Genomic DNA, 23,702 nt, shown 5'->3' on the forward strand with positions numbered 1-23,702 from the left:
GACGGTTTAAGGGAGTCACGGCATGTTCAATGGCAAATCGATTTTCATCTCCGGCGGCACCGGCTCGTTCGGTCGCCACTTCATCCATCGTTTGCTGGAGCAGTACCCGCCCCAACCGGGCTGTCTGAAGGTGGTGCAGAATGTCGATCCGCATGCCGGGCTGCCAGCATGACGCCCTATCAGATTCCTTATGGTTGCCAGAGCATCGAACAGGACGATATCGACGCGGTGGTCGAGGTGCTCAAGTCGCCCTGGTTGACCCAGGGGCCGACCATCCCGCGCTTCGAGGCGGCGCTGGCCGAACATTGCCAGGCCGATTTCGCCGTGGCGGTGTGCAATGCCACGGCGGCCTTGCATATCGCCTGCCTGGCGGCGGGGGTGGGGCCGGGGGACCGCTTGTGGACCAGCCCCAATACCTTCGTCGCGTCGGCCAATTGCGCTCGCTACTGCGGGGCCGAGGTGGATTTTGTCGACATCGACCCCTTGACCTTGAACCTCGATGCGCGCCTGCTGGCGCAGAAACTGGAAGTCGCCGAGGCGGGTGGGCATTTGCCCAAGGTGGTGGTGGCCGTGGCCTTTGCCGGCCAGAGTTGCGATATGCGCACCCTCGCCGAATTGTCCGAGCGCTATGGTTTCACGCTGATCGAGGATGCTTCCCACGCGGTGGGCGCGTCCTATCTCGGGCGACCGGTGGGTTGCGGCGCCTTTGCCGCGATGACCATTTTCAGTTTCCATCCGGTGAAGATCATCACCTCGGCCGAAGGCGGCATGGTCCTGACCAACCGCCCCGAGTTGGCCGAGCGCCTGCGCCGCCTGCGCAGTCATGGGATCACCGGCGATCCGGCGCAGATGAATGTTCCCGCGCAAGGCTTGTGGTACTACCAGCAGTTGGAACTGGGCTTCAATTACCGGATGACCGACCTGCACGCCGCGTTGGGCCTGTCGCAAACGGCCCGGCTCGACAGCTTTGTCGCCCGGCGCCGTGAACTGGCCGCCCGCTATGACCGTTTGCTGGTCGACCTGCCGCTGCGATTGCCCGTGGCTCAGGCCGGTGCCGAGTCCGCCTGGCACCTGTACGTGGTGCGCCTGCAGCTGGAGCGGATCCAGGTCAGTCAGCGCGAAGTCTTCGACAGGCTGCGGGCGGCCGGCATCGGTGTGAACCTGCATTACATTCCCGTGCACCTGCAACCCTACTACCGTGAGCAGGGTTTCAAGGAAGGCGACTTCCCCGAAGCCGAACGTTACTTCGGTGAAGCCCTCAGCCTGCCGTTGTTCCCGCTGCTCACCGAAGCGCAGCAGGACTATGTGGTCGAACAGTTACGAAATCTTGTCGGTTAAACGACATTCAATGGTCCGAGGATAAGCACCCGACATGCGTGAGTTCAGCGAGCAGGAAGTGTTCTGGCGTGGCGAGTTCGGCGATGACTATGTGGGTCGCAACCAGGGGCAGGCGCTGGTCGCCGCCAACCTGGCGCTGTTCGCCAAGGCCCTGGCGCGCACCGCTCGGCTCGCCAGCCTGCTGGAGCTGGGCACCAATACCGGCAACAACCTGCAAGCCTTGTGTCAGCTTCTGCCCGGTTGTGCCCTGCAGGGTGTGGAGATCAACGCCAAGGCCTGCGAGCAGGCGCGCAACCTGGGCATCGCCGAAATCTGGCATGGCTCGTTGTTCGATTACCCGCGCGAGCGTACCTTCGACCTGACCCTGAGCAAGGGGGTGCTGATTCACCTGGCGCCCGAACTGCTGGCGACGGCCTATGAGCAGCTGTATACGTTGAGCGGGCGCTATATCCTGATCGCCGAGTACTACAACCCGGTGCCGGTTGAAGTGTCCTATCGCGGCAACAGCGGCAAACTGTTCAAGCGCGACTTTGCCGGGGAAATGCTCGATCGCTACCCGGACCTGCAACTGCTGGACTACGGCTTCAGCTATCACCGTGATCCGCAGTTCCCGACCGACGACATCAATTGGTTCCTGCTGGAAAAACGCCTTTGAGTGCGATTGCAATCATTCCGGCGCGCGGTGGCAGCAAGCGCATCCCGCGCAAGAATCTCAAGCTGTTCCACGGCGAGCCGATGATTGCCCGCTCGATTCGCCTGGCGCTCGATTCGGGCCTGTTCGAGCGGGTGATCGTCAGCACCGATGACGAGGAAATCGCCGCCCTGGCTCGGGCTCGGGGGGCAGAGGTGCCGTTCATGCGTCCGGCGGCCCTGGCCGATGATTTCACCGGCACGGCGGCGGTGATGGCCCATGCCGTGGAGGCGTTGCGCCAGGCCGGCCATGACTTCGAATGGACCTGCTGCCTCTATGCCACGGCACCGTTGTTGCAGAAACGCTTTCTGTGCCAGGGGCTTGATCGGTTGAAAGAGCAGGTCGACAAGTCCTTTGCGTTTTCGGTCTGCGAATTCGGTTTCCCCGTGCAACGTGCCCTGACACTCGACGAACAGGGCGCGTTGACAGCGCTGTATCCCGAATACCGCCAGACCCGTTCCCAGGACCTGCCGCCGGCTCTTCAGGATGCCGGGCAGTTCTACTGGGGACGCAGTGAAGCCTGGCTCAGGGGCGACGTGCTGTATTCGGAAAAAAGCCTGCCGGTCATCCTGCCGCGCTACCTGGTCCAGGACATCGACACCGACGAGGATTGGCGGCGCGCCGAGTATCTTTACAGTGCCTTGCTGGCCGGTGGAGAGCTGGAACCATGAGAGTATTGATCCGCGCGGATGCCTCGCCGGCCATTGGCAGCGGGCATGTGGCACGCTGCCTGAGCCTGGCCCAGGTGTTGCGCCAGGGCGGCGCCGAAGTCGTGTTCGCCTGTCGGGCCTTGCCCGGCCACTCGCTGGAGCGTATCGCCGAGCAGGGCTTTCGGGCCCTGGCGTTGCCTGCCGAGTACGCGGGCGAAGAGCCCGGGGCGAGCATCGAGGCGCCGTTGCCGTGGCAGGCGGATATCGCCGCGCTGGGCGCCTGCCTGGTCGCCGAGGCCAGATTCGACTGGATCGTGGTCGATCACTATGGCCTCGATCATGCCTGGCAAACCGCCGCTCGCCAGTGGGCGCGGCAAATTGCGGCCATCGACGACCTGAACAATCGCCGACACGCCGTGGATATCCTCTTCGATCAGAACTTCACGGCCGGCGATCCCGAGTACGCCAACCGCTGCTTGCAGCCCTGTCGTGAACTGTTCGGTCCACACTACGCGCTGATCCGTGACGAGTTCCGCCGCGAGCCCGTGCCGATCTCCCTGCAGCCGCGTCGGGTGCTGGTGAATTTTGGCGGCCTGGACGCGGCCGGCGAAACCTGGAAGGCCATGCGCGCCCTGGCGGATTTCAGCGAGCTGGAAGTGGATTTCATCGCCGGCACCGCCAACCCGATGCTGGCGTCGATCCAGGCCATGGCGGCCGGGCAGCCGCGCTGGCGGGTGCAGACCTTCGTCAGCGACTTCGCGGCGCTGATGGCCCGGGCCGACCTGTTTATCGGTGCCGGTGGCGGTACCAGCTGGGAGCGTGCGGTGCTCGGCCTGCCGACCCTGTGCATTGCCGTGGCGGACAATCAGCGCGCCAATGCCGAGCGGCTGGCCGCGGCCGGGGTGCATGTCTATCTGGGCAGCAGCGACGAAGTGGATGTCGACAGCCTCAGGCAGGCCATCGGTTTCCTCCTGGGCAATGTCAGCCTGCGGCGCAGCCTGGCCGAACAGTCGCGGCGCCTGGTGGATGGGCTGGGGGCACGGCGCTTTGCCGTGGCCCTGGCCGGCGCCAGCCTGGCCTTGCGGCGGGCCACGGTGGAGGATTCGCCGCTGTTGTTCGACGGTCGCAATGCCGAGTCGGTTCGGCGCGCTTCGTTGAGCCCCGAGCCCATCGGCTGGGAGGCGCACCAGGCCTGGCTGGCCGCGAGTCTGCTCAACCCCGGGCGCCTGCTGCTGATCGCCGAGGCCGACGATGGCCCGGTGGGCGTGCTGCGCTACGATCTTGCGGGTAGCCGCGCCGAAGTTTCGTTGTACCTGTTCCAGGACCGCATGGGCCTGGGCTGGGGCAGGGCGCTGCTGGCCCGTGGCGAAGAAACCGTGCGCGGGCATTGGCCGCAGGTGACGGTGATCGACGCCCAGGTACTGCCGGACAACCCGGCTTCCCTCGAATTGTTCCGTCACGGCGGCTATGTCCAGTCGGTCTGCCGTTTCGAGCGTGTGCTAAAGGATCCGCTCCATGACTAGTTTCAAGATTGGCCAACGGCTGATCGGCCCGGACGCGCCGCCGTTCATCATCGCCGAGATGAGCGGCAACCATAACCAGTCGCTGGAGGTGGCGCTGCGCATTGTCGAGGCGGCGGCCAAGGCCGGTGCCCACGCGCTCAAGCTGCAAACCTACACCGCCGACACCATGACCCTGGACCTGGACGAAGGCGAGTTCTTCATCCGCGACCCGGGTAGCCTGTGGGCCGGTTCGTCGCTCTACGCCTTGTATGAAAAGGCCCATACGCCCTGGGAGTGGCATGCGCCGATCTTCGCCCGGGCCCGGGAGTTGGGCATGCTGGCGTTTTCCACGCCTTTTGATGAAACGGCGGTGGATTTTCTCGAAAGCCTCGACGTGCCGGCCTACAAGATCGCCAGTTTCGAAAACACCGACCTGCCGTTGATCCGGCGCGTGGCCGCGACCGGCAAGCCGCTGATCATTTCCACTGGCATGGCCAGCGTCGCCGAACTGGATGAAAGCGTGCGCGCCGCCCGGGCCGCCGGGTGCCGGGACCTGGTGCTGCTCAAATGCACCAGCACTTACCCGGCCAGCCCGGAAAACAGTCATGTGCGGACCATTCCCCACCTTCGGGAACTGTTCGGCTGCCAGGTCGGCTTGTCCGATCACTCCATGGGCGTGGGCGTGGCGGTGGCGGCGGTGGCGCTGGGGGCCACGGTGGTGGAGAAACATTTCACCCTGGATCGCGCCGAGGGAGGCGTGGACTCGAGCTTTTCCCTGGAGCCGGCCGAACTGGCCAGCCTGGTGGTCGAGACCGAACGCGCCTGGCAGGCGCTGGGGCAGGTGCATTACGGCGTCACCGAGGCGGAGCGCAAGTCCCTGGTGTATCGCCGCTCGTTGTATGTCACCCGCGACATGGCGGTCGGGGAAACCTTCAGCGCCGACAATCTGCGGGCGATCCGACCCGGCCTGGGGCTGGCCCCCCGGCATCTCGACGCGGTGCTCGGGCGCAATGCCCGTCAGGCCCTCAAGCGCGGGACTCCGCTGGATTGGTCGCTGGTCGAATAGCCCTTTGTAGGATGGATTCGGCAAAATCGCGTGACCTGTGAGTCATAACGCGCATCTTCACTGTATTGTATTGACCTGGAAGAGGGCGCCTGGCTCATGACCGATCCGGTGATAGCCTTTTGTTCTTCCGGCAGCCGCTCCCCGTGGGCGGCGTCAAAATCTCTGTTTGTCGGCAGCCCTCGGTCCTGTAGATCGAGGGTTTTCAGCTGTTTATTATTGGGAAGCCGTAATGATTGGCATAAAAAGCATTGCGAGCTACGTGCCTGTAGCCGGCCTGGACAATTACGCACAAGGTGCAAAATTCGAGAAGGATGAAGCCTTCATCCTCGGCAAGATCGGTTCGGCTTTCTTGCCGCGCAAGGATGACGGGCAGGAAACCTCGGACCTGTGTGTCGAGGCCGTTAACGCGCTGTTCGCCCGCAATCCCGAGCTCAAGCGCGAATCCATCGACGCGCTGATCGTGGTCACCCAGAACGGCGATGAAGAAGGCCTCCCGCACACCGCCGCCATTGTCCAGGACAAGCTCGGCCTGCCCACCAGCGTGGCCGCGTTCGATATCTCCCTGGGTTGCTCCGGTTATGTCTACGGCATTTACGCCATCAAGGGCTTCATGGAAGCGGCGGGCCTGAAGAACGGCCTGCTGGTGACCGCCGACCCCTATTCGAAGATCGTCGATCCGGAAGACCGCAACACCACCATGCTCTTCGGTGATGCGGCGACGGCCACCTGGATGGGCGAAGACGCGCCCTGGCAGTTGGGCAAGGCCAAGTTCGGCACCGATGGTGCCGGCGCTCCACACCTGAAGGTCAGCGACGGGGTGTTTTTCATGAACGGTCGCCAGGTGTTCAACTTCGCCTTGCTCAAGGTCCCGGCACACCTGCACGAGTTGCTGGGGGAATCGGGCCTGCAGCCGGACGATATCGATGCGTTCTGCATCCACCAGGGCAGCGCGGCTATTGTCGATGCGGTGGCGCGGCGTTTCGAGGGCGAGCCCGAGAAGTTCATCAAGGACATGGTCGAGACCGGCAATACGGTGTCGTCGAGCATTCCGCTGCTGCTGGAAAAGCATGTGCTGGGCTCCACGTTCAAGCGCGTGGCCCTCAGCGGCTTTGGCGTGGGCCTGTCCTGGGGGTCGGCGATCATTCACCGGCCTTGAGCGGTTAACGCTTCTGAAATGGCGCTCCAGGTGAGATAACCTTGAGCGCCATTTTTTTGCGCGGATATTGAGTGAGGCGGCATGAGCGAAATTTTCGAGCACAACCTGCAGATCATCGGCACACGTTGGCCGGGGCTGCTGGCGCGGCTATTGGCCGAGGACAGCGAGTCGTTGCCGGTCGAACTGGTGGAAGGGCTGGGCTCGACCCTGAGCGTGGGGGGCATTCAGCTCACCAGCCGGCATGATCGTGTCGCCGAGGCCCGCCTGCAGGCTGCCAGCCTGCCGCCTGACAGCCCCTTGTTGCACCTGTACGGCACGGGGCTGGGCGATCTGCAACAGGTCCTGCTGGAGTGGCCGACGCTGCAGCGCCTGTGTGTCCATGTCCTCAATGGGGCGCTGTTCAAGCGGGTGCTGGGCCTGTTGGACCAAGGCTCATGGCTGGGCGATCCACGGGTCGAACTGAGCTACGCCGCCGACCATCCCGAGATTCTCCTGCCGTTTTTCGCGCTGCCGGCCGAACTGGTGCTGGCCGATGACGGTAATGCGCGGATGCGCGATCGGCTGGTCGGCGAAGTGCACCTGACCTTCAACAACCGCGAATTCAATCCACAGTCCCTGGAAATCGTGCAACGTCTGCAGGACTCCCGCGAGGTGTTCGAGTCCGATCGCGATGTGGCCGAGCTGTTTTCCACCCGTGAGGGTCAACACATTTATGTGATTGGCACCGGGCCGACGCTGGAGCAGCAGTTCGAGCGCCTGCATGCGATTGCCCGGCAGCCGGACAGGCCGCTGTTCATCAGTGTCGACACGGCCTATCGGCCACTGCGCGAGCACGGCATCAGGCCCGATATCGTGGTCAGCATCGACCAGCGCATCGGTTTCCGGCATTTGCCCCCCGAGGCCTCCGAGGGCGTTCCCCTGGTCTATATGCCGATGAGCGATCCCCAGGTGCTGCAGGCCTGGAAAGGTCCGCGCTACGGCGGCTACTCCATCAGCCCGATCTATGCCCAGGTGCGCCAGCAGCTCCAGCGCGGCCTGTTGTTCGTCGGCGGCAGCGTCCTGCATCCGGCGGTCGATCTGGCGGTGAAAATGGGCGCGGCCCGCATCACCCTGTTCGGTGCCGACTTCGCCTTCCCGATGAACAAGACCCACGCGGGTTGGAAGGATGGCGACCTGGGCCCGGGTGTCGACCTGGCGCGCCACTGGGTACTGGACGGTCATGGGCAGCGGGTCAGGACGCAGTTGAACTTCCGGCGTTACCTGGTTGAATTGGAGCGCTATATCGCCCGTCATCCGCAGGTGGCTTTCCTTAACAGCAGCCGGGCGGGGGCGGGGATCGTCGGTGTCGGCTTCGACCGGGAGTTCGTGCAATGAGTGGATTGGCACAATGCATCGGGCAGGCCCGCGCCTGTGCCGCGTTGTTTCGCCTCGGGCGTGACGTGGAGGCGGCGTTGGATATGGTCAAGGTGTTCGAGACGGCCCAGTCGCTGCTGGAAGGTGCCTCGACCGAGTCCCGACGGCGGTGGATGCAACTGCTGACCGACATGTTGGCATGCCAGGAGTCACAGGACTGGTTGGGGCTGGCCGACTGGATGGAGTACGAACTGGTGGCGTTACTGGAGGTCGCGGCAGTTCCCTGACGTCATTTTTTTCTCGTGGGTGGGGCGCAAGCCCTTGTTTTCCAAGGTGTGGCAGTGTGATAGCAAATTTTTTGAAAAAAGCCCTCAAGCCAGCCGCTATCCCGACGATAACTATTACGAAGGTTCTCTAGGCCACACCCGGCGCTTGCCAGGGCCGGAAAGCCGCAGTACCCAACCAACGAGGATTTCGTCATGTCTTTAAGCGTAAATACCAACGTAACTTCGCTATACGTTCAGCGGAACCTGAACAACGCAGCCACTGGTGTGTCCACCGCCATGCAGCGCCTGTCTTCCGGCCTGAAAATCAACAGCGCCGCGGACGATGCCGCCGGCATGCAGATCGCTAACCGCATGACCAGCCAGATCCGTGGTCAGACCGTTGCGATCAAGAACGCCAACGATGGTATTTCTCTGGCGCAGACCGCTGAAGGCGCGATGCAGGAACAAACCAACATCTTGCAGCGTATGCGTGAGCTGGCTGTTCAAGCCCAGAACGGTTCCAACAGCACCGCTGACCAGACCGCACTGAACTCCGAATTCGCCCAGATGTCGGACGAAACGACTCGTATCGCAGCCAGCACCCAGCTCAACGGCAAGAACCTGCTGGACGGTTCGGCTGGTACCATCACCCTGCAAGTGGGTTCCAACACCGGTTCGGCCAACCACATCTCCGTGAGCCTGAGCTCCAAGCTCGACGCCGTCAGCATGTCCGTGGACAGCGGTACTCTGGTTCTGACCGGTGCTACTACCGCCACCGCTAGTGCGAACATCGACAAGGCGATCACCGCGATCGACGCCGCACTGTCCACCATCGGTGCCATCCGTGCAAACCTCGGTGCAACGACGAACCGTCTGAACAGCACCATCTCCAACCTGCAGAACGTGAACGCGAACGTGACCGCCGCACAGGGTCGCGTACAGGACACCGACTTCGCAGCTGAAACCGCTGAGCTGACCAAGCGGCAGACCCTGCAACAGGCGTCCACTTCGATTCTGGCCCAGGCCAACCAGCTGCCTAGCTCTGTACTGAAACTGCTTCAGTAATTTCAGAGTGGGTTTTGGCGGGGGAGTGTGCTTGGCGCGCTCTCTCGCTTTTTCACATTGAGAGGTGATGGACGTGGACATGAGTGTAAAGCTTAATTTGTCTTATCCAGCGGTTACGCCGGCCAGTTCCAGTCCTGCTACCGACAAGCCGGCGGCGCCTCATGCGGATGCGGTGAAAGCCGCTTCGGCCACCAGCAAGGATTCGGATTCTTCCGACAGACTCAAGCAGGCTGTGCAGGATATCGAGAAGTTCGTTCAATCGATCAAGCGCAACCTGGAATTCTCCATCGACGAGCACTCCGGGCAAGTCGTGGTCAAGGTGATCGCCAGCGAAACCGGCGAAGTGGTTCGCCAGATCCCCAGCGAAGAAGCCTTGAAACTGGCTGATAGTCTGAGTACGGCCGGCAACGTATTGTTCGACGCGAAAGCCTGAACGGTTGGCATGAATCGTGTATGCGCTTTCCAGGCGTCGGCAAAGCTCAAAAGACTGGCGGTAAACTGAGGGTAAATAGGTATGGCAAGTCCAATTACATCGAATGTGGGACTCGGTTCCGGCCTGGATATCGGTTCGATCGTGACCGCATTGGTCAACTCCGATAAAACGGCCAAGCAAACGCAGATCAACACTCAGACATCGGCCAATACGCTGAAAGTTTCTGGCGTGGGTTCTCTGAAAAGTGCGCTGACGACCTTCCAGACCGCGCTGACCAACCTCAACAGCACGACCAATCCGCAGTTTTCCGGTTACTCGGCCACCTCCGGGACGCCGGCGACCTTGACTGCCACCTCCGACAATACGGCAGTGGCGGGCAACTACAATATTACGGTCAACAGCCTCGCCACGGGTTCGCAGATTGCCAGTGCCGCTTTTGCCGGTGGCGCGTCCAGTGCCATTCCGAGTGGTACCCTGACCATCAGTCAGAATGGCACTAACTACAATGTCACCATCGGCGCCAATGCCACGCTGCAGAGTACACGGGACGCGATCAACTCGACGCTGTCGTCCAAGGGTATTTCCGCCAACATCGTGACCGACAGCAATGGTTCGCGTCTGGTGCTCGGTTCCACCACCACGGGCGCGGGTTCCGATATGTCGGTTAGCGGTATTGCCGGACTGACCATCAATGGCACCCAGGTCATGGCCAATCCTCCGACGGCCTCCAGTTCGGGTGCGGTTTCCGCGTTGGCCAAGGATGCGAGCCTGTCCATCAATGGCCTGGCGGTGACCAGCAAAAGCAATACCGTCAGCAGCGCGATCAGCGGTCTGACCTTGAACCTAGTGGCGGGAGGGGGGGCGACGTCGACGGTTACCGTGGGCACCAACAGCTCGGGTTTGCAGACCTCGATCCAGAGCTTCGTGACGGCTTACAACAACCTGATGTCGACCATCAACACTCTGAGCAAGCCCACTGCGGATTCCAGTGGCGCGCTCACGGTTTCGGCGGCGTTCACCGGCGACTCCCTGCCTCGCTCATTGATTTCCGCCATGCGCGGTGTGCTCACCACGCAAGGGTCGGGCAGTCAGTTGACGGTGCTCTCGCAACTGGGCGTGGGCACCGATGAGATCACCGGGCAGTTGAACTTCGACTCCACGAAGTTCAACAAGGCCATGACCACGGGTGGTCTTAGCGGCCAGGTCCAGCAGCTGTTTACCGGTACTACCGCCCAGTCCGGTGCCGATGGTCTGCTGTCGCGGATGATCAAGGCGATCACTCCTTACGTCCAGACCGGCGGTATGCTCGATCAGCGCAGCAACATGTTGCAGAAGAACGCCGCCGATCTGAGTAAACAGCAGGCGGCGCTGGACCTGCACGTCACCAATCTGACGGCTACCTTGACCGCCAAGTACAACGCCATGGACCAGGTGGTCGGGCAGTTGAAGGCGACGGCCACCAGCATCACGGCGTTCTTCACCTCCCTGAACGCTTCGAAATCATCGGGCTGATCCGTGTCGTCCACGCCAAAAACCCGGCTGCGTTTACCGCCTGCCGGGTTTTTGTCTTCCGGGTCTAAAGTTTTCTGACTCAAAGGCGATACACTGCTTATACGAACCCTTGAGTGGCAATGAGGTAGAACATGAATCCGATGCTAGCCCTTCGGCAATACCAGAAAGTGGGAGCCCAGGCACAGACCTCCGAGGCCAGTCCTCACCGTCTGGTGCAGATGCTGATGGAAGGTGGCCTGGATCGCATTGCGCAGGCCAAGGGCGCGATCCAGCGCAACGATATTCCGGGCAAGGGCGTGGCCATCGGCAAGGCTATCGATATTGTCGGTGGGCTGCGCGAAGGCTTGGATCTGGAGAAATCCGCCGATACGGTGGGTGATCTGGACAAGCTTTACGCCTATATGATGACGCGTCTGTTGGAAGCCAATGTTCACTCGGACATCCAGATGCTCGACGAAGTCGCCGGCCTGCTCACCACGGTCAAGGAAGGCTGGGACGCCATCGCCGCGCCAGGTCCGCAGTTTTAAGGGGGCATCATGAGTCTCGTACTGCAGCGTATCGAAGAAACCCGCGAAGCCCTGGTGAGGGCTTTGGCTGAGCGCGACTGGGAGGCCATCAGTCAACTGGACCTGGCCTGCCGTGCCTGCATGGAAGATGTGCTCGACGAGACGGCAGTGGATGAGGATGCACTGCGCATCAAGCTGGAAGAGTTGCTCCACGTCTATCGCCAACTGCTGGAGGCCGCCATGGGCGAACGCCAGTCGATAGTCGACGAGATGTCGAAGATCCAGCAAGCAAGGAACGCTGCAAAGGTTTACCATCTGTTCGGTTAATGTTGGGTTAATCGAACCGTATTGCGCCATAAATTTGACTATGTACGCTTTTTTGACTTAACTAGTGCTGTTTCCAGATTTCAGTCGTCCTTGAAGGCCCTTTCCGGCCTCGGATGTCTAGCTTGCCCACCCATACCGGGCATCGAGTTGACTAGGGAAGTTGCTATTGCATGTGGCGTGAAACCAAGATTCTGCTGATCGATGACGATAGCGTTCGCCGCCGCGACCTGGCGGTGATTTTAAATTTTCTCGGCGAAGAAAATCTTTCCTGTACCAGTGATGACTGGCAGCAGGTGGTCGGCTCGTTGTCGTCCAGTCGCGAGGTGCTGTGCGTCCTGATCGGGACGGTCAATGTCGCGAGCGGACTGACTGGCTTGCTTAAGACACTCTCCACCTGGGATGAGTTCCTTCCCGTGTTGCTTTTGGGTGAAATTTCTTCCGCCGACCTGCCGGAAGAGCAGCGCCGCCGGGTGTTGTCCAGCCTGGAAATGCCGCCCAGCTACAGCAAGCTGCTCGATTCCCTGCACCGTGCCCAGGTCTATCGCGAGGTGTACGACCAGGCCCGCGAGCGTGGTCGGCAGCGCGAGCCCAACCTGTTCCGCAGTCTGGTCGGTACCAGCCGGGCCATCCAGCATGTGCGCCAGATGATGCAGCAAGTGGCCGACACCGACGCCAGCGTGCTGATCCTCGGCGAGTCCGGCACCGGCAAGGAAGTGGTGGCGCGCAACCTGCATTATCACTCCAAGCGCCGCGACGCGCCTTTCGTGCCGGTCAACTGCGGGGCGATTCCCGCCGAGTTGCTGGAGAGCGAGCTGTTCGGTCACGAGAAGGGCGCCTTTACCGGGGCCATCACCAGCCGTGCCGGGCGTTTCGAGCTGGCCAACGGCGGTACCCTGTTCCTCGACGAGATCGGCGACATGCCGCTGCCGATGCAGGTCAAGCTGTTGCGCGTGCTGCAGGAGCGCACCTTCGAGCGCGTGGGCAGCAACAAGACCCAGAGCATCGACGTCCGCATCATCGCGGCCACCCACAAGAACCTCGAAAGCATGATCGAGGTCGGCAGCTTTCGCGAAGACCTCTACTATCGCCTGAACGTGTTCCCCATCGAGATGGCGCCGCTGCGCGAGCGGGTCGAAGACATCCCGTTGCTGATGAACGAATTGATCTCGCGGATGGAGCACGAAAAGCGCGGCTCCATCCGTTTCAACTCGGCAGCGATCATGTCGCTGTGCCGTCACGCCTGGCCGGGCAACGTCCGCGAACTGGCCAACCTGGTGGAGCGCATGGCGATCATGCATCCGTACGGGGTGATCGGTGTCGCCGAGCTGCCGAAGAAATTCCGCTACGTCGATGACGAAGACGAGCAGTTGGTGGACAGCCTGCGCAACGACCTGGAAGAGCGTGTGGCGATCAATGGCCATGCGCCGGACTTCGCCACCTCGGCGATGCTGCCGCCCGAGGGCCTGGACCTCAAGGACTACCTCGGTGGCCTGGAGCAGGGGTTGATCCAGCAAGCCCTGGATGACGCCAATGGCATCGTGGCACGTGCCGCCGAGCGCCTGCGTATTCGTCGCACCACCCTGGTGGAGAAGATGCGCAAGTACGGTATGAGTCGTCGCGAGGGTGATGAACAGGCGGATGATTGACGCCGGTTTTTCAACCCGCTGAAAAATGGGCGGTTTTTTTTAGGCACGGGTATTGCTAAGTCTCTTGCAACGTTCCGTTTAAATGACGGTCAGCCAAGCGAGAGAGCACCATGCCCCAAGCCGCCCCGATGTCACCTGTCCCTGAATCCACGGGGCAATCGTCGTCCGTCGAGCAGGTTAGTCGGCTGGGTCTGGAGCAGGCCTTCTCGCTGTTCAACCAGATGTCGACGCAACTCACCGACTCCTACAGCCTGCTCGAAGCCCGGGTTACCGAGCTCAAGGGTGAGTTGGCCGTGGTCAGCGCCCAGCGCATGGCGGAACTGGCGGAGAAGGAGCGCTTGGCCAATCGCCTGCAGAACCTGCTCGACCTGTTGCCGGGCGGGGTCATTGTGATCGACTCCCATGGCATCGTCAGTGAAGCCAACCCTGCGGCCCGGGATTTGCTGGGCCTGCCGCTGGTCGGCGAGCTCTGGCGCCAGGTGATCGCCCGTTGCTTCGCGCCGCGCGAGGACGACGGCCATGAAATCTCCCTCAAGGACGGTCGGCGTCTGTCGATCTCCACGCGTTCGCTGGACGCGGAGCCGGGCCAGCTGGTCCTGCTCAATGACCTGACTGAAACCCGTCGCCTGCAGGATCAGTTGGCCCGGCATGAACGCCTTTCGTCGCTGGGGCGCATGGTGGCGTCCCTGGCGCACCAGATCCGCACCCCGCTCTCGGCGGCCTTGCTCTATGCCAGTCACCTCACTGAACAGGCCTTGCCGGTCGAGACCCAGCAACGCTTTGCCGGGCGCTTGAAGGAGCGCCTGCATGAGTTGGAGCACCAGGTGCGCGACATGCTGGTGTTCGCCCGCGGCGAGCTGCCGCTGACCGATCGGCTGACACCCAAGGGGCTGATGCAGGCGCTGCAAGCCGCAGCCCAGACCCATGTTCGGGGGGCGGCCGTGCGCTGGCAGTGCGACAGTCATGCCGGTGAGTTGTTGTGCAATCGCGACACCCTGGTGGGGGCGTTGCTGAACCTGATCGAGAACGCCCAGCAGGCCGCCGCCGGCGAGGTGCGCCTGAAGGTGCACCTGTACGCTCGGGGCGCGACCTTGCGCCTGTGCATCAGTGACAATGGTTCGGGGATCGAGCCGGCGGTACTGGCGCGCCTGGGCGAACCCTTCTTTACCACCAAGACCACCGGCACCGGCCTCGGTCTTGCCGTGGTCAAGGCCGTTGCCCGGGCGCATCAGGGCGATCTGCAATTACAGTCGCGGCTGGGGCGTGGCACCTGTGCGATGGTCTGTCTGCCACTGATTCCCGGTGCCATGGAGGAGGCTCAACAATGACCCCGCTGCTCAAGGTCCTGCTGGTCGAGGATGATCACGCCCTGCGTGAGGCGCTGGGCGACACCCTGCTGCTGGCCGGGCATCGGTTTCACGCGGTCGGCTCGGCCGAGGAGGCGCTGGAGGCGGTCGCCGCGCAGGCGTTCGGTCTGGTGATCAGCGACGTCAACATGCCGGGCATGGACGGGCACCAGTTGCTCGGTCTGCTGCGGGCGCGCCAGCCGCAGTTGCCGGTGCTGCTGATGACCGCCCACGGGGCGGTGGAGCGTGCGGTCGATGCGATGCGCCAGGGCGCGGCCGATTACCTGGTCAAGCCGTTCGAGCCCAAGGCGCTGCTCGACCTGGTGGCGCGCCATGCCCTGGGGCGCTTGAGTGCGGTGGAGGGTGAAGGACCGATTGCCTCGGAGCCGGCCAGTGCGCAGTTGCTCGAACTGGCGGCGCGGGTGGCACGCAGCGATTCGACCGTACTGATTTCGGGGGAGTCCGGCACCGGCAAGGAGGTGCTGGCGCGCTATATCCATCAACAATCGCCGCGTGCCAGCCAGCCGTTTATTGCCATCAACTGCGCGGCGATTCCCGACAACATGCTGGAGGCGACCCTGTTCGGGCACGAAAAGGGTTCGTTCACCGGCGCTATTGCGGCCCAGGCCGGCAAATTCGAGCAGGCCGATGGCGGCACCCTCCTGCTCGATGAGATTTCCGAAATGCCCCTGGGGCTCCAGGCCAAGCTGCTGCGCGTGCTCCAGGAGCGCGAAGTCGAGCGGGTCGGTGCACGCAAACCGATCAGCCTGGATATCCGGGTGGTGGCCACCACCAACCGCGATTTGGCCGGAGAAGTGGCGGCGGGGCGCTTTCGTGAAGACCTTTACTATCGCCTGTCGGTTTTCCCGCTGGCCTGGCGTCCGTTGCGCGAGCGTACCGCCGATATTCTGCCGCTGGCCGAGCGTTTGCTCGCCAAGCACAGCGCCAAAATGAAACATGCCTCTGTTCGACTGTCATCCCAGGCGCAGGCCTGCCTGATCGGCTATCCGTGGCCGGGCAACGTGCGCGAGCTGGACAATGCGATCCAGCGGGCGCTGATCCTGCAGCAGGGCGGGCTGATCCAGGCCGAGGATTTCTGCCTGGCCGGCCCGGTCGGCGGGGCGTGCATGCCTGCCGCTGCCCGGCCGGCCGTCGTCGAGTCCGCGGCGCTCGAGGTGGTGTCGGTCGAGCAGCCGGGCGGCCTGGGCGACGACCTGCGGCGTCGCGAATTCCAGATGATCATCGACACCCTGCGGGCCGAGCGCGGACGGCGCAAGGAGGCCGCCGAGCGACTGGGTATCAGTCCGCGTACGCTGCGCTACAAACTGGCGCAGATGCGCGATGCCGGAATGGATGTCGAGGCCTATCTGTTTGCCACATAAACCGATTCAGGTCGGCTCCGCGTGTATCGGATTTTGTTCGAGGATGACAAGGAGCTGGCACCCTTGTTGCTAACCCTTCACTAACTGCTGCACGAGTGTCAAAAAATTGCAGGTCGCCGGAGAGAGAAGTTCATGAGCCAGGGTGTTGAATTTAATCGCTTGATGCTGGACATGCGCTCCATGCAAATGGATGCCATGGCTCAACCGAAATCGGCTGTGGCCGCGCCGGAAATCAGCGGTAGCAGCTTTTCCGACTTGCTCGGCAATGCAATCAACAAGGTCAACGACGTGCAGCAAGCCTCTGGCCAGCTGTCCACGGCCTTCGAGATCGGCAAGAGCGGCGTCGACCTGACGGATGTCATGATCGCCTCGCAGAAAGCCAGCGTCTCGTTCCAGGCCTTGACCCAGGTGCGCAACAAGTTGGTCCAGGCGTATCAAGACATCATGCAGATGCCGGTTTAAGGGTTAGGGACGTAGACAGTCATGGCAGAAGTGCTCGCCGATAACGTACCGGCCAAGTCCAGCCCCGCAGACGGTAAACCGCCGCTGTTCGGGTTGTCCTTTCTGGAAAATCTTTCCGAAATGACCATGCTGCGTCAGGTTGGCCTGATGGTCGGCCTGGCGGCCAGCGTGGCGATTGGTTTTGCCGTGGTGTTGTGGTCCCAGCAGCCCGACTACCGACCGCTGTATGGCAGCCTGGCCGGTATGGATGCCAAGCAGGTCATGGAAACCCTGGCGGCGGCGGATATTCCCTACACCGTCGAGCCGAACTCCGGTGCGCTGCTGGTCAAGGCCGATGACGTTTCCCGGGCCCGGCTCAAGCTGGCCGCTGCCGGGGTGACCCCGAGCGACGGCAATGTCGGTTTCGAGATCCTCGACAAGGACCAGGGCCTGGGCACCAGCCAGTTCATGGAAGCGACCCGTTATCGTCGCGGCCTGGAGGGCGAACTGGCCCGGACCATTTCCAGCCTGAATAACGTCAAGGGTGCCCGCGTGCACCTGGCGATCCCGAAAAGCTCGGTATTCGTGCGCGATGAGCGCAAGCCCAGTGCCTCGGTACTGGTCGAGTTGTACCCCGGCCGTTCCCTGGAGCCCGGCCAGGTACTGGCGATTGTCAACCTGGTGGCCACCAGCGTTCCCGAGCTCAGCAAGTCGCAGATCACCGTCGTCGACCAGAAAGGCAACCTGCTCTCCGACCAGGCGCAAAACTCCGAATTGACCATGGCCGGCAAGCAGTTCGACTACAGCCGGCGCATGGAAAGCATGCTCACCCAGCGGGTGCACAACATCCTGCAGCCGGTGCTGGGCAACGATCGCTACAAGGCCGAAGTCTCCGCCGACGTGGATTTCAGTGCCGTCGAGTCGACCTCCGAACAGTTCAACCCTGACCAGCCGGCGCTGCGCAGCGAGCAGTCGACCACTGAACAGCGCACCGCCAGCAACGGTCCGCAAGGTGTGCCGGGGGCCTTGAGCAACCAGCCACCAGGCCCGGCCACCGCGCCGCAGACCACCGGCGGCGCCGGCGCTTCGTCCGGTGCCATCGCCGCCGGCCAGCCGCTGCTCGATGCCAATGGCCAGCAGATCATGGACCCGGCCACCGGCCAACCGATGCTGGCGCCGTATCCGGCGGACAAGCGTCAACAATCGACCAAGAACTTCGAGCTGGATCGCTCCATCAGCCACACCAAGCAACAGTTGGGTCGCCTGACCCGCCTGTCGGTGGCGGTGGTGGTCGACGACCAGGTCAAGGTCAACCCGGCCAATGGCGAGACCACCCGGGCACCGTGGAGCGCCGACGAATTGGCGCGCTTCACCCGCCTGGTCCAGGACGCCGTCGGTTTCGACGCCAGCCGCGGCGACAGCGTCAGCGTGATCAACGTACCGTTCTCCGCCGAGCGCGGTGAAGTGATCGCCGATATCCCGTTCTACTCGCAACCCTGGTTCTGGGATGTGGTCAAGCAGGTGCTGGGTGTGCTGTTCATCCTGGTACTGGTGTTCGGGGTGTTGCGTCCGGTGCTCAACAACATCACCGGCGGTGGCAAGAACAAACAGCTGGCCGGTTTCGGCGGCGATGTGGAACTCGGCGGCATGGGCGGCCTGGATGGCGAACTGGCCAACGACCGCGTCAGCCTGGGCGGCCCGCAAAGCATCCTGCTGCCGAGCCCGAGCGAAGGCTATGACGCACAGCTGAATGCGATCAAGAGTCTGGTAGCCGAAGACCCGGGCCGCGTGGCACAGGTCGTCAAAGAGTGGATTAACGCCGATGAGTAATAACGCCGCCGTCACCCAGAAGCTGACCCGGGTCGATAAAGCCGCGATCTTGCTGCTGTCGCTGGGTTCCACCGATGCCGCACAAGTGTTGCGCCACATGGGCCCCAAGGAGGTCCAGCGGGTTGGCGTGGCCATGGCGCAGATGGGCAACGTGCATCGCGAGCAGGTCGAGCAGGTCATGAGCGAGTTCGTCGAGATCGTCGGCGACCAGACCAGCCTGGGCGTCGGCTCCGACGACTACGTGCGCAAGATGCTCACCCAGGCCCTGGGCGAAGACAAGGCCAACGGCCTGATCGACCGTATCCTGCTGGGCGGCAATACCAGCGGCCTGGACAGTCTCAAGTGGATGGAACCACGGGCGGTGGCGGACGTGATCCGTTACGAGCACCCGCAGATCCAGGCGATTGTCGTGGCTTACCTGGACCCCGACCAGGCCGGCGAAGTGCTGAACAACTTCGACCACAAGGTACGCCTGGACATCATCCTGCGGGTCTCGTCGCTGAACACGGTTCAGCCGGCGGCCCTCAAGGAGCTCAACCAGATTCTCGAGAAGCAGTTCTCCGGCAACTCCAACGCGGCCCGTACCACCTTGGGCGGTATCAAGCGTGCCGCGGACATCATGAACTTCCTCGACAGCTCGATCGAAGGCCAGTTGATGGACTCGATCCGCGAAGTGGACGAGGACCTGTCGACCCAGATCGAAGACCTCATGTTCGTCTTCAACAACCTGTCCGACGTCGACGACCGCGGGATCCAGGCGCTGCTGCGCGAAGTGTCTTCGGACGTGCTGGTGCTTGCGCTCAAAGGCTCGGACGAAGGCGTCAAGGAAAAGATCTTCAAGAACATGTCCAAGCGTGCGGCGGAACTGCTGCGCGACGACCTCGAAGCCAAGGGTCCGGTTCGCGTCAGCGACGTGGAGACCGCGCAGAAGGAAATCCTCACCATCGCCCGCCGTATGGCCGAAGCCGGAGAAATCGTGCTCGGTGGCAAGGGCGGCGAAGAGATGATCTAAGGATCAAGCCATGACTGATCCAACCGATCTGATCCGCGCCCGGGATGTGAGTGGTTTCGACCTCTGGTCGCTGCCCAGCTTCGACCCGCATGTCGAGGAGCCCGAGCCCGAACCGGTGGAAGAACCGCCGGCCGAGATCGAAGAAGTGCCGCTGGAGGAAGTCCAGCCGCTGACCCTCGAAGGGTCGAGGGCGTGGCCCGTTATCCCATCAACCTGCGTTACCCGCGGGAATGGCGGGACAGCCCGCAGGCCTTGCAGCGCTTGCCGATGCTCACCGCCAGCGGGCAACAGATCACCCTCGGCGCGGTGGCGGATATCGGCGTGAGCGCGGGGCCGCCGATGCTGCGCAGCGAGAACGGCCGCCTGTCGGGCTGGGTCTATGTGGATGTCCGCGGGCGCGACCTGGCCTCGACCGCCAGGGACCTGCAGCAACAGGTGGCCCGGCAGGTGAAGCTCAAGGCCGGGATGACCGTCTCCTACTCCGGGCAGTACGAGTTCCTGGAGCGGGCCAATGCCCGGCTGATGTGGGTGGTGCCGGCCACCCTGCTGATCATTTTCGTGCTGCTCTACCTCACCTTCGGGCGTTTCAGCGAAGCGGGACTGATCATGCTGACCCTGCCTTTCGCGCTGTCCGGCGGCGTCTGGTTGCTCTACCTGCTGGACTTCAACCTGTCGGTGGCCACGGGGGTGGGCTTTATCGCACTGGCCGGGGTGTCGGCGGAGTTCGGCGTGATCATGCTGCTCTATCTGAAGAACGCCTGGACGGCGCGCCAAGACGCAGGAAGCGAGGAGGACCGCGATTTGCTTGAAGCGATAGGCGAGGGCGCGGTCTTGCGGGTCCGGCCCAAGGTGATGACGGTGGCGGTGATCATCGCCGGCCTGCTGCCGATTCTCTGGGGCAGCGGCACCGGTTCCGAAGTGATGAAGCGGATCGCCGCGCCGATGGTCGGTGGCATGATCACCGCGCCGTTGTTGTCGATGCTGGTGCTGCCGGCGGCCTACTGGTTGATGAAGCGTCGGCGGTAAATCAGATCTGTGGCGAGCGGGCAAGCCCGCTCGCCACAAGGGGGGACGCTGCTGGTCGCCCCCCCCCCGGATTTTTTGTTCCTCTTTACTGGCCTGGATCAAATTTTCGCAGCGTCGAATCCCTTAGCGTGCACCCTTCACGCTAGTCATGGACGATGCACCTATGCAAAACCTGGATCGACAATACGATATTCAACCCCTTTCCCAAGTGGACATGACCGTCCACCTCAACGGTCAGCTGGTGCCGGCAGCCGCCGGCGAGACCGTACTCAGCGTGCTGCAATCGGTCGGCCTGCGGCAGCTGGCGCGCAACGATCACGGCCAGGTCGCCGGGGCCTTCTGCGGCATGGGCGTTTGCCAGTGCTGCCTGGTCTCGATCGATGGCCGGTTCAAGCGCCGGGCTTGCCAGACGCTGGTACGACCGGGCATGCAAATCGAAACCGGCGTCAGCCGCTTCCCCGTGCTGGAGGTGCTATGAACCGCTTGCCCGTGGTGATCGTCGGCGGTGGTCCGGCCGGCATGGCCGCCGCCGCCGAGCTGGCCCGGCACGAGGTGTCCAGCGTGCTGTTCGAGGAAGCTTCGCGCCTGGGCGGCGTGGTTTATCGAGGACCGTTGCGCAACGGCGTCGACCTCGGCTACCTGGGCACGCGCTACCGCGAGGTGCTGGAGCGGCTGCACGGTGAGTTCGCGCGTTATTCCGACCGGGTCGATGTGCGCCTGGGCGCTCGGATCCTCGGCGGCGAAGGTACGCGAACGTTGATGGCGCTGGACGCCGCCGAACGCCTGCATGAGGTCGAATATTCGCAACTGCTGCTGGCTGCCGGCTGCCATGAGCGCAACGTGCCGTTTCCCGGCTGGACCTTGCCCGGGGTCATGCTGCTCGGCGGTTTGCAGTTGCAGATCAAGAGCGGCGTGGTCAAGCCGCTGGGAGCCACCGTGATCGCCGGCACCGGTCCCCTGTTGCCCTTGGTGGCCTGCCAGTTGCACGCCGCCGGGGTGTCGGTGGCGGGCGTTTATGAAGCCAGCGCGTTTGGCCGGATCGCCCGTGAAAGCCTGGCCCTGCTGAACAAGCCGCAGATGTTTCTCGATGGCTTGAGCATGCTCGCCTATCTGAAGTTGCACGGCATCCCGTTCTACTACGGCTGGGGTGTGGTCGAGGCCCAGGGGCGCGAGGAACTGACGCGCGTGACCCTGGCGCCTTATTCCAGCGATTGGCAGCCGGACCTTGCCCAGGCTCACCGGATCGAGGCCCGGACCCTGGCGGTCGGTTACGGCTTTGTCCCGCGCACCCAACTCAGCCAGCAGATGGGCCTGGTCCATGGGGTCGGCGAGGACGGCTGCCTGCGGCCCGAGACTAACGTCTGGCAGCAGAGCAGCGAACCGTCCATCCATCTGGCCGGCGACATGGGCGGGATTCGTGGCGGCGAGGCGGCGATGCTGGCCGGCAGGATTGCCGCCGTATCGATCCTGATGCAACGCGATGTGCTCGACACCGAGTCCGCCCTGGCCCTGCGCCAGGTCTACCTGGACAAGCTGAAGAAGATCCGCAGGTTCCGCGCCGGCGTCGATCGCTACACCCGACGCGGCACCCGGCAGATCGACCTGCCCAGGGCCGACACGGTGATCTGTCGTTGCGAGCATGCGACCCGCGCCGATATCGACCTCGCCCTGTCCCAGGGGGTCGAGGACATGGCCGCGCTGAAGATGCGCACGCGGGTCAGCATGGGCGATTGCCAGGGGCGCATGTGCGTCGGCTATTGCAGCGACCGCCTGCGCCAGGCCACCGGACGCGCCGATGTCGGCTGGCTGCGCCCGCGCTTTCCCATCGAGCCGATTCCCTTTTCCGCCTTCCAGAACCTGGGCAAGGACGCCTGAACCATGAACAGAACCTACGATGTGGTGATTGCCGGTGGCGGCGTGATCGGTGCTTCCTGTGCCTACCATCTGTCCCGGCGCAGGAACCTCAAGATCGCCTTGATCGACGCCAAGCGCCCCGGCAATGCGACCCGGGCTTCGGCCGGCGGTCTGTGGGCCATCGGCGAGTCGGTGGGACTGGGCTGCGGGGTGATCTTCTTCCGCATGATGTCGGCCCAGCGTCGTCGCGAGGCCCACGGCGCGGCGGTGGCGGTGGACGCGAGCACCCCGCATATCCTGCCGCCGGCGTTTTTCGAGTTCGCCCTGCAGTCCAATGCCCTCTATCCGCAGCTGCACCGCGAACTGATCGAACGCCATGGCATGGACTTCAAGTTCGAACGCACCGGTTTGAAATACGTGATCTACGACGATGAAGACCGCCTGTATGCCGAGCACATCGTTTCGCGGATCCCGCACCTGGCCGAGCAGTTGCGTTGGCTGGATCGCGCAGCGCTGCGCGAGGCCGAACCGGCGGTGAGCCATGAGGCGCAGGGGGCGCTGGAATTTCTCTGCGACCACCAGGTCAGCCCGTTCCGCCTGGCCGATGCCTACACCGAGGCGGCGCGGCAGAATGGCGTGGACCTGTACTTCAACACCAATGTCACCGGGGTCCTGCACGAGGGCGGTCGGGTCAGCGGTGTACGCACCGCCGAGCAAGGCACCTTCCACTGCGCCACGCTGATCAATGCCGCCGGGGCCTGGGCTGCCGAGCTCAGCGAGCAGGCCAGCGGGATCAGGCTGCCGGTCAAGCCGGTGAAAGGCCAGATCCTCCTGACCGAGCGCATGCCCAAGTTGCTGGAGGGCTGCTTGACCACCAGCGATTGTTATATGGCGCAAAAGGACAACGGTGAAATCCTCATCGGCAGCACCACCGAGGACAAGGGCTTCGATGTCAGTACGACCTTCCCGGAAGTCGCCGGCCTGGTGCAGGGGGCCTTGCGTTGTGTGCCCGAGCTCAAGGGCATCAACCTCAAGCGCTGCTGGGCCGGCCTGCGCCCGGGCTCGCCCGACGAGCTGCCGATACTTGGGGCCATGGCGGGCGTGGAAGGCTATCTGAATGCCTGCGGGCATTTCCGCACCGGCATCCTGACTTCGGCGATCACCGGCGTGATGCTCGAACGGCTGGTCCATCAGGAGCCTCTGCCCCTGGAGATCACGCCGTTCCTGGCGGATCGCTTCGAGGTGGGGCTTGCCCCGATGTCCGTCGCCTCATGAAGACATCGGGAGCGCCGCGCAACCT

The 23,702-nt window shown here is 63.2% G+C and carries 23 protein-coding genes and 2 pseudogenes; all 25 read left to right on the top strand.

Translation table 11 applies throughout. The features are described from left to right. Window positions 1-22 precede the first annotated feature (22 nt). The gene (locus UCMB321_RS30535; RefSeq protein ID WP_157015834.1) at window positions 23-172 is read left to right on the top strand and encodes a hypothetical protein; all 150 of its coding nucleotides are present in this window, start codon (window positions 23-25) and stop codon (window positions 170-172) included. Continuing rightward, window positions 169-1,338, top strand: a complete 1,170-nt coding sequence (gene pseC, locus UCMB321_RS01450; RefSeq protein WP_040063292.1) for a UDP-4-amino-4,6-dideoxy-N-acetyl-beta-L-altrosamine transaminase — start codon at window positions 169-171, stop codon at window positions 1,336-1,338. The genes UCMB321_RS30535 and pseC overlap by 4 nt, the downstream gene beginning before the upstream one ends. 34 nt (window positions 1,339-1,372) lie before the next feature. Then, entirely contained in the window at window positions 1,373-1,993 is a 621-nt protein-coding gene (locus tag UCMB321_RS01455; protein WP_040063294.1) for a pseudaminic acid biosynthesis-associated methylase, read from the top strand. Next, window positions 1,990-2,700: a pseudaminic acid cytidylyltransferase gene (gene pseF / locus UCMB321_RS01460; RefSeq protein ID WP_040063296.1), complete on the top strand. Its 711-nt coding sequence runs from the start codon at window positions 1,990-1,992 to the stop codon at window positions 2,698-2,700. The genes UCMB321_RS01455 and pseF overlap by 4 nt, the downstream gene beginning before the upstream one ends. After that, window positions 2,697-4,202 carry a UDP-2,4-diacetamido-2,4,6-trideoxy-beta-L-altropyranose hydrolase gene (gene pseG, locus UCMB321_RS01465; RefSeq protein WP_040063298.1) on the top strand — a complete coding sequence of 502 codons (1,506 nt, stop codon included), beginning with the start codon at window positions 2,697-2,699 and terminating at the stop codon, window positions 4,200-4,202. Before pseF ends, pseG begins: the two co-directional genes overlap by 4 nt. Next, window positions 4,195-5,247 (top strand): pseudaminic acid synthase, encoded by a 1,053-nt coding sequence (gene pseI / locus UCMB321_RS01470; RefSeq protein WP_040063300.1) that lies wholly within the window; start codon window positions 4,195-4,197, stop codon window positions 5,245-5,247. Before pseG ends, pseI begins: the two co-directional genes overlap by 8 nt. Window positions 5,248-5,476: 229 nt before the next feature. Then, a complete protein-coding gene (locus tag UCMB321_RS01475) occupies window positions 5,477-6,403 on the top strand; it encodes a ketoacyl-ACP synthase III (protein WP_040063301.1) in 927 nt (308 codons plus the stop codon). 81 nt (window positions 6,404-6,484) lie between these two features. Further along, a complete protein-coding gene (locus UCMB321_RS01480; protein ID WP_040063302.1) occupies window positions 6,485-7,777 on the top strand; it encodes a motility associated factor glycosyltransferase family protein in 1,293 nt (430 codons plus the stop codon). Then, entirely contained in the window at window positions 7,774-8,043 is a 270-nt protein-coding gene (locus tag UCMB321_RS01485) for a hypothetical protein (RefSeq protein ID WP_040063303.1), read from the top strand. The genes UCMB321_RS01480 and UCMB321_RS01485 overlap by 4 nt, the downstream gene beginning before the upstream one ends. A 192-nt stretch (window positions 8,044-8,235) precedes the next feature. Next, window positions 8,236-9,087 (top strand): flagellin domain-containing protein, encoded by an 852-nt coding sequence (locus UCMB321_RS01490; protein WP_040063304.1) that lies wholly within the window; start codon window positions 8,236-8,238, stop codon window positions 9,085-9,087. Window positions 9,088-9,160: 73 nt separating this feature from the next. Further along, on the top strand, window positions 9,161-9,520 hold the full coding sequence (locus UCMB321_RS01495) for a flagellar protein FlaG (protein ID WP_040063553.1): 360 nt from the start codon (window positions 9,161-9,163) through the stop codon (window positions 9,518-9,520). A gap of 81 nt (window positions 9,521-9,601) precedes the next feature. Beyond that, window positions 9,602-11,032: a flagellar filament capping protein FliD gene (gene fliD, locus UCMB321_RS01500; protein WP_040063305.1), complete on the top strand. Its 1,431-nt coding sequence runs from the start codon at window positions 9,602-9,604 to the stop codon at window positions 11,030-11,032. Between the two features lie 131 nt (window positions 11,033-11,163). Continuing rightward, window positions 11,164-11,559, top strand: a complete 396-nt coding sequence (gene fliS, locus UCMB321_RS01505) for a flagellar export chaperone FliS (protein WP_040063306.1) — start codon at window positions 11,164-11,166, stop codon at window positions 11,557-11,559. A gap of 9 nt (window positions 11,560-11,568) precedes the next feature. Next, complete coding sequence (fliT, locus tag UCMB321_RS01510) at window positions 11,569-11,865, top strand: flagellar protein FliT (RefSeq protein ID WP_040063307.1); 297 nt, start codon at window positions 11,569-11,571, stop codon at window positions 11,863-11,865. A gap of 170 nt (window positions 11,866-12,035) precedes the next feature. Continuing rightward, window positions 12,036-13,511 (top strand): sigma-54 dependent transcriptional regulator, encoded by a 1,476-nt coding sequence (locus tag UCMB321_RS01515; protein ID WP_040063308.1) that lies wholly within the window; start codon window positions 12,036-12,038, stop codon window positions 13,509-13,511. 128 nt (window positions 13,512-13,639) lie between these two features. Beyond that, window positions 13,640-14,839 (top strand): sensor histidine kinase, encoded by a 1,200-nt coding sequence (locus UCMB321_RS01520; protein ID WP_167337413.1) that lies wholly within the window; start codon window positions 13,640-13,642, stop codon window positions 14,837-14,839. Further along, entirely contained in the window at window positions 14,836-16,239 is a 1,404-nt protein-coding gene (fleR, locus tag UCMB321_RS01525) for a sigma-54-dependent response regulator transcription factor FleR (protein WP_040063311.1), read from the top strand. Before UCMB321_RS01520 ends, fleR begins: the two co-directional genes overlap by 4 nt. A 132-nt stretch (window positions 16,240-16,371) precedes the next feature. After that, window positions 16,372-16,701 carry a flagellar hook-basal body complex protein FliE gene (gene fliE, locus UCMB321_RS01530; RefSeq protein ID WP_040063314.1) on the top strand — a complete coding sequence of 110 codons (330 nt, stop codon included), beginning with the start codon at window positions 16,372-16,374 and terminating at the stop codon, window positions 16,699-16,701. A 21-nt stretch (window positions 16,702-16,722) separates the two neighbouring features. Continuing rightward, window positions 16,723-18,510: a flagellar basal-body MS-ring/collar protein FliF gene (fliF, locus tag UCMB321_RS01535; RefSeq protein ID WP_040063316.1), complete on the top strand. Its 1,788-nt coding sequence runs from the start codon at window positions 16,723-16,725 to the stop codon at window positions 18,508-18,510. After that, on the top strand, window positions 18,503-19,522 hold the full coding sequence (fliG, locus tag UCMB321_RS01540; protein WP_040063318.1) for a flagellar motor switch protein FliG: 1,020 nt from the start codon (window positions 18,503-18,505) through the stop codon (window positions 19,520-19,522). The genes fliF and fliG overlap by 8 nt, the downstream gene beginning before the upstream one ends. Window positions 19,523-19,532: 10 nt before the next feature. Beyond that, a pseudogene (locus UCMB321_RS29640) lies at window positions 19,533-19,703 on the top strand (flagellar assembly protein FliH); the annotation flags it as partial. Continuing rightward, window positions 19,670-20,548: pseudogene (locus UCMB321_RS01545) on the top strand (efflux RND transporter permease subunit); the annotation flags it as partial. The pseudogenes UCMB321_RS29640 and UCMB321_RS01545, both read left to right, overlap by 34 nt. 163 nt (window positions 20,549-20,711) lie before the next feature. Beyond that, on the top strand, window positions 20,712-21,026 hold the full coding sequence (gene hcnA / locus UCMB321_RS01550; protein WP_040063321.1) for a cyanide-forming glycine dehydrogenase subunit HcnA: 315 nt from the start codon (window positions 20,712-20,714) through the stop codon (window positions 21,024-21,026). Beyond that, complete coding sequence (gene hcnB / locus UCMB321_RS01555) at window positions 21,023-22,423, top strand: cyanide-forming glycine dehydrogenase subunit HcnB (RefSeq protein WP_040063322.1); 1,401 nt, start codon at window positions 21,023-21,025, stop codon at window positions 22,421-22,423. Before hcnA ends, hcnB begins: the two co-directional genes overlap by 4 nt. Before the next feature lie 3 nt (window positions 22,424-22,426). Beyond that, entirely contained in the window at window positions 22,427-23,677 is a 1,251-nt protein-coding gene (gene hcnC, locus UCMB321_RS01560) for a cyanide-forming glycine dehydrogenase subunit HcnC (protein ID WP_040063324.1), read from the top strand. Window positions 23,678-23,702 lie beyond the last annotated feature (25 nt).

The organism is Pseudomonas batumici (assembly GCF_000820515.1).
Taxonomy (GTDB): domain Bacteria; phylum Pseudomonadota; class Gammaproteobacteria; order Pseudomonadales; family Pseudomonadaceae; genus Aquipseudomonas; species Aquipseudomonas batumici.

Bases quoted from the DNA above. Each gene is read 5' to 3' on its own strand.
- UCMB321_RS30535 (WP_157015834.1), top strand. From the start codon at position 23: ATGTTCAATGGCAAATCGATTTTCATCTCCGGCGGCACCGGCTCGTTC.
- pseC (WP_040063292.1), top strand. From the start codon at position 169: ATGACGCCCTATCAGATTCCTTATGGTTGCCAGAGCATCGAACAGGAC.
- UCMB321_RS01455 (WP_040063294.1), top strand. From the start codon at position 1,373: ATGCGTGAGTTCAGCGAGCAGGAAGTGTTCTGGCGTGGCGAGTTCGGC.
- pseG (WP_040063298.1), top strand. From the start codon at position 2,697: ATGAGAGTATTGATCCGCGCGGATGCCTCGCCGGCCATTGGCAGCGGG.
- pseI (WP_040063300.1), top strand. From the start codon at position 4,195: ATGACTAGTTTCAAGATTGGCCAACGGCTGATCGGCCCGGACGCGCCG.
- UCMB321_RS01475 (WP_040063301.1), top strand. From the start codon at position 5,477: ATGATTGGCATAAAAAGCATTGCGAGCTACGTGCCTGTAGCCGGCCTG.
- UCMB321_RS01480 (WP_040063302.1), top strand. From the start codon at position 6,485: ATGAGCGAAATTTTCGAGCACAACCTGCAGATCATCGGCACACGTTGG.
- UCMB321_RS01485 (WP_040063303.1), top strand. From the start codon at position 7,774: ATGAGTGGATTGGCACAATGCATCGGGCAGGCCCGCGCCTGTGCCGCG.
- UCMB321_RS01490 (WP_040063304.1), top strand. From the start codon at position 8,236: ATGTCTTTAAGCGTAAATACCAACGTAACTTCGCTATACGTTCAGCGG.
- fliD (WP_040063305.1), top strand. From the start codon at position 9,602: ATGGCAAGTCCAATTACATCGAATGTGGGACTCGGTTCCGGCCTGGAT.
- fliS (WP_040063306.1), top strand. From the start codon at position 11,164: ATGAATCCGATGCTAGCCCTTCGGCAATACCAGAAAGTGGGAGCCCAG.
- fliT (WP_040063307.1), top strand. From the start codon at position 11,569: ATGAGTCTCGTACTGCAGCGTATCGAAGAAACCCGCGAAGCCCTGGTG.
- UCMB321_RS01515 (WP_040063308.1), top strand. From the start codon at position 12,036: ATGTGGCGTGAAACCAAGATTCTGCTGATCGATGACGATAGCGTTCGC.
- UCMB321_RS01520 (WP_167337413.1), top strand. From the start codon at position 13,640: ATGTCACCTGTCCCTGAATCCACGGGGCAATCGTCGTCCGTCGAGCAG.
- fleR (WP_040063311.1), top strand. From the start codon at position 14,836: ATGACCCCGCTGCTCAAGGTCCTGCTGGTCGAGGATGATCACGCCCTG.
- fliE (WP_040063314.1), top strand. From the start codon at position 16,372: ATGAGCCAGGGTGTTGAATTTAATCGCTTGATGCTGGACATGCGCTCC.
- fliF (WP_040063316.1), top strand. From the start codon at position 16,723: ATGGCAGAAGTGCTCGCCGATAACGTACCGGCCAAGTCCAGCCCCGCA.
- fliG (WP_040063318.1), top strand. From the start codon at position 18,503: ATGAGTAATAACGCCGCCGTCACCCAGAAGCTGACCCGGGTCGATAAA.
- hcnA (WP_040063321.1), top strand. From the start codon at position 20,712: ATGCAAAACCTGGATCGACAATACGATATTCAACCCCTTTCCCAAGTG.
- hcnB (WP_040063322.1), top strand. From the start codon at position 21,023: ATGAACCGCTTGCCCGTGGTGATCGTCGGCGGTGGTCCGGCCGGCATG.
- hcnC (WP_040063324.1), top strand. From the start codon at position 22,427: ATGAACAGAACCTACGATGTGGTGATTGCCGGTGGCGGCGTGATCGGT.